This window comes from Micromonospora sp. NPDC049089, assembly GCF_040648775.1.
Lineage (GTDB): Bacteria > Actinomycetota > Actinomycetes > Mycobacteriales > Micromonosporaceae > Micromonospora.
This window is the reverse complement of sequence record NZ_JBEZEH010000338.1, coordinates 1-3,791: the sequence shown is the minus strand read 5'-3', so window position 1 is coordinate 3,791 and position 3,791 is coordinate 1. Positions and strand designations below refer to the sequence as shown.

The following is a 3,791-nucleotide window of genomic DNA, read 5'->3' as shown; positions in this document are numbered from 1 at the left end:
GCCGGAGCCCGAGCTGCGCAGGGATCAAGCCTGACCGCCCGGAGCAGCTCGGGCTCCGGCGGAAAACCCACGACCAGAGCAGATCAGAGAACGAGACGAGCCTTCTGGAACGCCTCCGCCTCGTCATCCGTGCCGACCTTGCCGTACATGCCGACCATGAGCAGCACCAGGGCTGCCGTCATCACCACGACCACAGTGGTGATGCTGAAGTTGAAGATGTTCGCGTCGGTCCGGATGAACGCGAGACCGGCCAGGCTGACCACCATGAGGCCGTACGCCAGCCACTGGTTGATCGCCACGTCGATGTTGCGGCCGAGCGCGGTGCCGACCAGCACGACGACCCCGACCAGCACGCTGAACAGCGAGAAGCCGAGGTTGGTGCCCTGACCGAGGACCCGGGTGTCGTCCTGGGCGAGGATCTCGTTGCCGGTGCTGGCGATGATGCCGAGCACCCCGAAGACGACCAGGTACAGACCGGTCAGCCCGCCGATCGCCCGGTAGATCGGCCGCGCGGGGTGGTTGACGGGGGTGTGTGCCATGTCTGTGTCTCCAACGCCGTGGGGTAGGTGTCGCCGACGATTGTCTCGCATGTGGTGGTGTGACGCCGCACACGGGGGCCGGGCCGGCGTGCCCGGCCGATCAGCTCTCGGGCAGGTCCTCGGCGAGGGTCATCCAGCTCTCCTCGATCCGCTCCCGTTCGGCGCGCAGATCCTTCAGCTGGGTGTCCAACTCGGCGACCCGGGCGTAGTCGGTGGCGTCCGCCGCAAGCTGATCGAGCAGCGTGGTCTCGCGCTGGTCAAGCTTGCTGAGCTGGCGCTCCAGCCGGGTCAGTTCCTTGCGGGCCTGCCGGACCTCGGCGGCGGTCATACCGCCTCCCGAGGGAGCACCGGGTGCGGAGGTCGAGGTCACGCCCGCCCGGGGAGAGCCGGCCCGCTCGGCCGTCCGCGCGAGGTATTCGTCCACACCGCCCGGCAGGTGCACCAGTCGACCGTCGCCGAACATCCCGTACGCCGTGTCGGTGACCCGCTCGATCAGGTAACGGTCGTGGCTGGCCACGATGATCGTGCCGGGCCACGAGTCGAGCAGGTCCTCCAGCGAGGCGAGGGTGTCCGTGTCCAGGTCGTTGGTGGGCTCGTCGAAGAGCAGCACGTTGGGCTCGCCGGCCAGCAGCCGCAGCATCTGCAACCGCCGGCGCTCCCCACCGGAGAGATCACTGACCGGGGTCCAGAGCCGGCGGTCGTCGAAGCCGAACACCTCGGCGAGCTGCGAAGCGGAGACCTCCCGGTCGCCGAGCTGAACCCGGCGGGCGACGTCCTCCACCGCCTCCAGCACCCGCAGGTGCCCGGGCAGCTCGGTGAGCTCCTGGGAGAGGAAAGCGGGCCGCACCGTGGAGCCGGTGCCGAGGCGACCGCCATCGGGGCGGGTGATGCCGGCGAGCATCCGCAGCAGCGTGGTCTTGCCGGCGCCGTTGGCACCGAGGATGGCGATCCGGTCGCCGGGGCCGACGAGCCAGGAGGTGTCGCGCAGGATTTCCTTCGGGCCGGCGTGCAGCTCGACGTTCTCCAGCTCGTACACCTGCTTGCCCAGGCGGGAAACCGCCATCCGCTGCAACGACATGGTGTCGCGCGCTGGCGGCACGTCGGCGATCAACGCGTTCGCGGCGTCGATGCGGAACTGCGGCTTGGAGGTCCGCGCGGGCGGGCCACGGCGCAGCCAGGCGATCTCCTTGCGGAGCAGGTTCTGCCGGCGGGCCTCGGTGGCGGCGGCGACCCGCTCGCGCTCGGCGCGGGCGAGGGTCCAGGCGGCGAAGCCACCCTCGTAGGCGCGGACGGTCTGGTCGGCGACCTCCCAGGTGTTGGTGCAGACCGCGTCCAGGAACCACCGGTCGTGGGTGACCACGACGAGGGCGCCCTTGCGGCCGACCAGGTGCCGGGCCAGCCAGTCGACCCCGCCGACGTCCAGGTGGTTGGTGGGCTCGTCGAGGATGAGCAGGTCGGAGTCGCGCACGAGCAGCGCGGCGAGCGCCACGCGGCGGCGTTCGCCACCGGACATCGGGCCGACCGGCTGGTCGAGGCCGAGGTGTGGCATGCCGAGGCCGTCGAGGATGGCCCGCACCCCGGAGTCGCCGGCCCACTCGTGCTCGGCGCCCATGCCCTCGGCGAGCCAGGCGGTGCCGAGCACCACGTCCCGGACGGTCGCCTCGGGAGCGAGGGTGAGCTGCTGCGGCAGCCAGAGCACACGCAGGTCACGGCGGTGGGTCACCCGACCGTCGTCGGGGTCCTCCTGCTTGGTGAGCAGCCGCAGCAGGGTGGACTTGCCGGCGCCGTTGAGGCCGACCACGCCGATCCGGTCGGCGTCGTCCAGGCCGAGCGAGACGTCCGTGAGCAGCCGCCCGGCGGCGCCGTACCCCTTGGACACCCGGTCCAGATTGACGATGTTCGCCACGTTCCACCCTTCATGATCAAGGCGTCCCGGTGCCGGCGGGCACCTGGACGCCTGTCCCAAGGGTACGCGGAAGCCCCGAACGCCCGCGCCGCGCGCCGGCAGCTCCGGTGGAACGGGTCGTCAGCCGACCCGGGCGCCGGCTACCGGACCGTGTGCTACCCGCGCCTCCCGGCAGACGCCCGCGGTGGTCAGCTCGGCGGCGATCCGCTCCGCGTCGGCCGCGGTGGCGGCGAGAAACACGCAGGTCGGACCGGAGCCGGAGACGATGCCGGTGAGCGCGCCGGCCGCCTCGCCGGCCTTCAGAGTGTCGGCCAGCGCCGGGCGCATGGCCAGCGCGGCGTCCTGGAGGTCGTTGCCGAGCGTACGGGCGAGCACCCGGGGGTCACGCTGGCGCAGCGCGCCCAGCAGCGCGTCGGTGCTGCCCAGCGGGGTACCGGCGGCACCGGAGTCGCGGAGCCGATCCAGCTCCCGGTACGCGGCCGGCGTGGAGAGGCCGACGTCGGCGATCGCCACCACCCAGTGCCAGGAGGTGGCGCGGGCCAACACGGGGCTGACCGCCTCGCCCCGGCCGGTGCCCAGCGCGGTGCCACCGTAGATCAGGAACGGCACGTCCGAGCCGAGGTCGGCGGCGATGCCGGCCAGCTCGTCGCGGGACAGCCCGGTGCCCCAGAGCGCGTCGCAGGCCACCAGCGCGGCGGCCGCGTCGGCGCTGCCGCCGGCCAACCCACCGGCGAGCGGGATCTGCTTGCGCAGGTGCAGTCGGGCGTGCGGCAGCACCCCCGCGTACCCGGCGAGGGCGTGCGCGGCGCGGATCACCAGGTTGGTGTCGTCCAGGGCCAGCTCGCCGGTGCCCTCACCCTCCATGGTCAGGGCGAGGGTGTCGCCCCGGCGGGCCGTCAGCTCGTCGTAGATCGAGATGGCGTGGTAGACGGTGTTCAGCTCGTGGTAGCCATCCCGGCGCAGCGGGCCCACCCCGAGGTGCAGGTTGATCTTCGCGGGCACCCGTACCCGCACCGGGCCGATGGCTCCGCGTCGCTCGTCGTCGTCCGGTCGCCAGGCCTCGGTCACGGGGTGATGTCCCGCACGGGCAGGCGGATGTCGAACGGCTTGGCCACGATCAGCTCCTCAGCGTCCTCGGCGGGCACGGCGTCAGCCTACTTCCCGGCCGGCGTACCGACCGGGGCCGACGCGGCGATGGCGGCGAACTGCTCGACGGTCAGTGACTCCCCACGGGCGCCGGGGTCGACGCCGGCGGCGGTGAGCGCCGCGGCGGCCCGGTCCGCGCCGCCGGCCCAGCCGGCCAACGCGGCGCGGCCGCGCGTGGGCCCCGGCGCCCGCGCCGCGGC

Annotated in this window: 3 protein-coding genes and 1 pseudogene; all 4 read right to left on the bottom strand. The window is 73.0% G+C overall.

What is annotated here, in order from left to right; all coding sequences use genetic code 11:
- Positions 1-83: 83 nt before the first annotated feature.
- A complete protein-coding gene (locus AB0B48_RS32250) occupies positions 84-539 on the bottom strand; it encodes a DUF4383 domain-containing protein (RefSeq protein WP_355005148.1) in 456 nt (151 codons plus the stop codon).
- 100 nt (positions 540-639) lie between these two features.
- Positions 640-2,445 carry an ABC-F family ATP-binding cassette domain-containing protein gene (locus AB0B48_RS32245; protein WP_357208228.1) on the bottom strand — a complete coding sequence of 602 codons (1,806 nt, stop codon included), beginning with the start codon at positions 2,443-2,445 and terminating at the stop codon, positions 640-642.
- 120 nt (positions 2,446-2,565) lie between these two features.
- Complete coding sequence (locus tag AB0B48_RS32240; RefSeq protein ID WP_357208226.1) at positions 2,566-3,513, bottom strand: 4-(cytidine 5'-diphospho)-2-C-methyl-D-erythritol kinase; 948 nt, start codon at positions 3,511-3,513, stop codon at positions 2,566-2,568.
- 86 nt (positions 3,514-3,599) lie between these two features.
- A pseudogene (locus AB0B48_RS32235) lies at positions 3,600-3,791 on the bottom strand (hypothetical protein); the annotation flags it as partial.

Bases quoted from the DNA above. Each gene is read 5' to 3' on its own strand.
- AB0B48_RS32250 (WP_355005148.1), bottom strand. From the start codon at position 539: ATGGCACACACCCCCGTCAACCACCCCGCGCGGCCGATCTACCGGGCG.